At 25.9% G+C, this 4,640-nt stretch carries 4 protein-coding genes; 2 read left to right on the forward strand and 2 right to left on the reverse strand.

What is annotated here, in order from left to right; all coding sequences use genetic code 11:
- Window positions 1-89: 89 nt before the first annotated feature.
- Both GBZ86_RS12960 and GBZ86_RS12965 read left to right on the forward strand, forming a co-directional pair.
- Window positions 90-929, forward strand: coding sequence for a 5'-nucleotidase, lipoprotein e(P4) family (locus tag GBZ86_RS12960; protein ID WP_152891288.1), 840 nt, complete (start codon window positions 90-92; stop codon window positions 927-929).
- A gap of 76 nt (window positions 930-1,005) precedes the next feature.
- A complete protein-coding gene (locus tag GBZ86_RS12965; RefSeq protein ID WP_152891290.1) occupies window positions 1,006-1,845 on the forward strand; it encodes a 5'-nucleotidase, lipoprotein e(P4) family in 840 nt (279 codons plus the stop codon).
- Between the two features lie 103 nt (window positions 1,846-1,948).
- Here GBZ86_RS12965 and hdhA read toward each other — a convergent pair whose 3' ends face one another.
- Window positions 1,949-2,743, reverse strand: coding sequence for a 7alpha-hydroxysteroid dehydrogenase (gene hdhA / locus GBZ86_RS12970; RefSeq protein ID WP_327445223.1), 795 nt, complete (start codon window positions 2,741-2,743; stop codon window positions 1,949-1,951).
- 258 nt (window positions 2,744-3,001) lie between these two features.
- On the reverse strand, window positions 3,002-4,640 hold a 1,639-nt coding region (locus GBZ86_RS12975; protein ID WP_152891292.1), incomplete at its 5' end, for an NEAT domain-containing protein.

The following is a 4,640-nucleotide window of genomic DNA, read 5'->3' on the forward strand; positions in this document are numbered from 1 at the left end:
ATATTTATATGATATAATCTTATATATAAATATATTAAAAAAACAATTATATTTTTATGACACAATATAGAAGGGACTGAATTCAAAAGATGAAAAATAAATTTATATCATACTTATTAGTTGGGGTACTTACATTTGGAGCTGGTATTGGTACAGGTTATGCTGTTGACAATGCAAAGAATAATTCTGATAAAAATGCTCTAAATGAATTAACTAATGGTAATGTACTAGCTACTGTTTGGCAGCAAGAATCTGGGGAAGCTAAAGCTCTTAGATATCAGGCTTATAATTCTGCAATGAACTATATAGATGAAATTTCAGCTAGACCTAGTGATAAACCTTATGCAGTTACTCTTGACTTAGATGAAACCGTTGTAGATAATATTCCACATGCTGGATATGTTATAAAAAATAATGAATTATTTTCTAATGACAATTTTAACAAATGGTGTAATATGAGTGCTGCTAAAGAAATAGATGGTGCTAAGAAATTTACTGATTACGCTAAACAACATGGTGTTGAAGTTTTCTATGTTTCTAATAGAAGCACTGATTTATTGCCTGGTACTATTGAAAACATGAAAAAGCTTAATTTAGTTAATGCTGATGAAGAGCATGTTTTATTAAAAGCTGATCCTAAAGGACCAAAACAAAAAGATGATAGATGGAATAAAATTAAAGAAAAATACAATTTAGCTATGTATTGTGGTGATAATCTTGGAGATTTTCCAAGTGGATATGATTATAAATCAAATACTGAAAGAAGACAAATTGTAGATGAAAATTGTGCTGATTTTGGTACTAAATTTATAGTTTTACCAAATGCTACTTATGGTGATTTTGAAGGTGCAGTCTATGGTTATGACTATAAAAAATCTCCTGAGCAAAAATTAAATGATAGATTAAACATTATAAAATCTTTTGAATAAGGACTTTCTTAATTTTGTAAAACACTAAATTTGGGTTTATCTAATAAAAATTTATTTTAAAGGATGTGTTTAACAAATGAAAAAGAAATTTTTATCTTACATATTAGTTGGAATACTTACCTTTGGTGCTGGTATTGGTACAGGCTATGTTGTTGACAATACAAAAAATAATTCTAATGAAGTAGCACTTAAAAAATTAACTAATGGTGCTTTATTAGCTACTGTTTGGCAACAAGAATCTGGGGAAGCTAAAGCTCTTAGATATCAAGCTTATAATTCTGCAATGAAATATATAGACGAGCTTTCAGCTAATCCTGGCGATAAACCTTATGCAGTTACTCTTGACTTAGATGAAACCGTTGTAGATAATGTGCCTTGGCCTGCATATATGATAAAACATAATGAGCTAGCTACAAATGATAACTGGAATAATTGGTGTAGAAAAGTTGATGCTAAAGCAATAGATGGTGCTAAAGAATTTACTGATTATGCTAAAGAACATGGTATAGAGGTTTTTTATGTTTCTAATAGAAGTAATGAAGTATTACCTCATACTATTGAAAATATGAAAAAACTTAATTTAGTTAATGCTGATGAAGATCATATTTTTCTAATGGCTGATGCTAACGATACTAGTAATAAAGATGCTCGTTGGAATAAAATTAGAGAAAAATATAATTTAGCTATGTATTGTGGAGATAGTCTTGGAGATTTTCCAAGTGGATATGATGAAAAATCTAATAATGAAAGAAGAGGTATTGTAGATAAAAATGCCAATAATTTTGGTACTAAATTTATAGTTTTACCTAATCCTACATATGGAGATTTTGAAAATTCAATTTATAATTATGATTCTAGTAAATCTCCAAACGAAAAATTAAAAGCTAAATTAGATTGTATAAAATCATTTGAATAATATTTATATATTCCATTTATAATTTTTGAAAATAAATTTAAAATAAGAAAACTTCTTCTTGGATAGAATCTATTTTATTTAAATTCTATTCAAGAAGAAGTTTTTAATCTCTAAATAAACTCATATATTCAGCATATTGTGGTGTAGCCATTCCAAAAGCACCTGCTACTTCAGCTAAAGCCCCTGTTATGTAAGAAGAATCATCTGAAGCATAAAATAGCACTGCTTTTGCTATATCTTCTGGAGTTCCCATTCTATTTAAAGGTATATGCCTTAAAAATGATTTTCTAAATTCATCAGACATATTTTCTAAAGCAGCTTTAGTTCCTATAAGTCCTGGTAATATAGCATTACATCTTATATTATTCTTAGCATATTGAACAGCAATATTTTGAGTTAAAGAATTTATAGCTGATTTTGATACACAGTAAGCTAATCTTGATATGTCAGGTATTATAGAACCTATTGAGGATATATTTATTATGTTTCCTCCTCCATTTTTTATCATATTAGGAATAACTATCTTACATGGTAAATAAACACTTTCTAAATTAGTTTGTAATATTTTAAAGAATTCATCAGTATCTCCATTAATTAAATCTTTATCAAGTTTTACATTAGTCCCACCATAATTATTAACTAAAATATCTATTTTTCCTTCATTTTTTATTATTTCATTTATCATACTTTCATAAGTTTCTTTTTCTTTTGCATTAAAATATACAAATTTTGCTTTTCCACCTTTCCTCTCTATACTTTTTATTACTTCTTCTGATAATTCTTTTGATCTAGCTCCTATATATACTAATGCACCATTTAGAGCTAATATTTCTGCACTGGCTAATCCTATACCTTTAGTTGCTGCTGTAACTAAAGCTACCTTATTTTCTAATTTCACTTAAATCACCTCTTATAAATTTATTATAAAATCTTTTTAAAAACTTTATATTATATACTTTATATTATACACTTTATATTATCTCAATTTAATGACAATTTAACCTTAAAATTCAAAAACTATAAAATAACTTTTATATATTAATCTTTCTATAATTTAATTTTTAAAAAAATTCAAAGAAAATGGTAAGAGTTTTTCATAGTATCTCTTACCATTATCCTTTATAAAAATAATATAAGATTTAAATATCTAACTATATTATTTCTTTTTTATAAATAAACCTATTGCTCCTATTAATGTTCCTAAATATGCTAAAGCACTTGTACCTATAGGTGAGCCTGTTCTAGGTAGCACCCCTTGTTGTTTTTCCTTAACATTTACTGAGTCGTTCTCATTGCTTTTAATCTCTTCTTTACTGTTTTCTAAATCTAAATTTTCCCCATTCTTTAATTCTTTATTATTAGAAACTTTTTCTTCACTTGCTAACTCTAAATTCTCTCCCTCTGGAATTACTCTAAAAGTAACTAAAGAATTACCCATAGGTACTACATTCATTTTTAATTTCATTTTAGAATTCATATCTTTTATTGGAATTCTAAATTCTGTTTTTTCTTCATTATTATTTTTTGAAATACTTAAAACTTCTGGATTAATTTCTTTTCCATCAACTATAGCCTTAACATTTTTCATCCAATCACTTCTATTTAAATGCAATCTTAAATACTTTTTCCCATTTTTCACTTCATACATTGCCTTTGTTAAATATTTTCCTGCCATTGATGGAGTATCTTCATTTTCTTTTAATGTTTTTACTTTTATTTCTTTAATCATATCTTTATTTTCTTTAATTAAATTTAAATTTTCTGGTACCCCATTATTTGATTCATTTGGATTTATAACATTTAAATCCTCTATTGTTGGAATTACTGTAGAATTTTCTACTGGCTTTTCTTCATTATCTTTATTTTCTTCCTTAATTAAATCTACAGAACTTTTTTCAGGTATAATTCTGAAGCAAACTAGTGTATTATTCATAGGTACTACATTCATATTTACTTGCATTTTAGAATCTATATCTTTTATTTCAAATCTTATTTCACTATTTTCTTCATTATTATTATTTTTTTCAACATTTAATATTTCTGGAAGAACTTCTTTTTCATCAACAATAATTTTAATATTTTTCATCCAGTCACTTCTATTTAAATTTAATCTTATGTATTTTTTCCCATTGTTAACTTCATATTGAACTTTTTTAACATATGTTCCTGCCATTGATGGTTCATCTATATTTTCTTTTAATATTTCTACTTTTATATCCTTTAAAGTACTTTTATCATCTTTCATAGGTTTTATATTAACATTATCTGCTTTGCATTCTGCTTCATCCGTAAAAATAACCATGTAATCATCACTACTTTTTATATCAAAAGCTTTTTTTATTACTCTATATTCATTACCCTTTTGCATATTAGGATCTTGCCAAGATTTTTCTACAGGATCTTCTTTCCCTAAATTTTCAAATTTTTTAATTGTAACATATTTTCCTTCATTATTTTTCTTTTGTATTTCTGTAGTGATAAACCAATCTACCCCTCTATCTCTTAACAAATCTGAAACATCTTTAAAGTTTCTTTTATCAGATGATTTTTTAGCTTCTTCTAATTGCTTATTTAATAATTTTTTATACTGTTCTTCTGTTTGAGCCTCCTCTGAAAGATACATACTCCAATACATAAAATCTAAAGCTGATAAATCTTCTTTCCATGTTATTTTTCCATTTTCTGATTTTATAGTTAAATTCATAGTTGATTTTTGAGCATAGAAATTCAACTTATTAGTTCTAAATTCACTAGTTCGAACTATATTTTTAACATTAGAAGAAATACTATTTATT

It is taken from the genome of Clostridium tarantellae (assembly GCF_009295725.1).
Lineage (GTDB): Bacteria > Bacillota > Clostridia > Clostridiales > Clostridiaceae > Sarcina > Sarcina tarantellae.

Coding starts and splice junctions, on each gene's coding strand:
- GBZ86_RS12960 (WP_152891288.1), top strand. CDS start 90: ATGAAAAATAAATTTATATCATACTTATTAGTTGGGGTACTTACATTT.
- GBZ86_RS12965 (WP_152891290.1), top strand. CDS start 1,006: ATGAAAAAGAAATTTTTATCTTACATATTAGTTGGAATACTTACCTTT.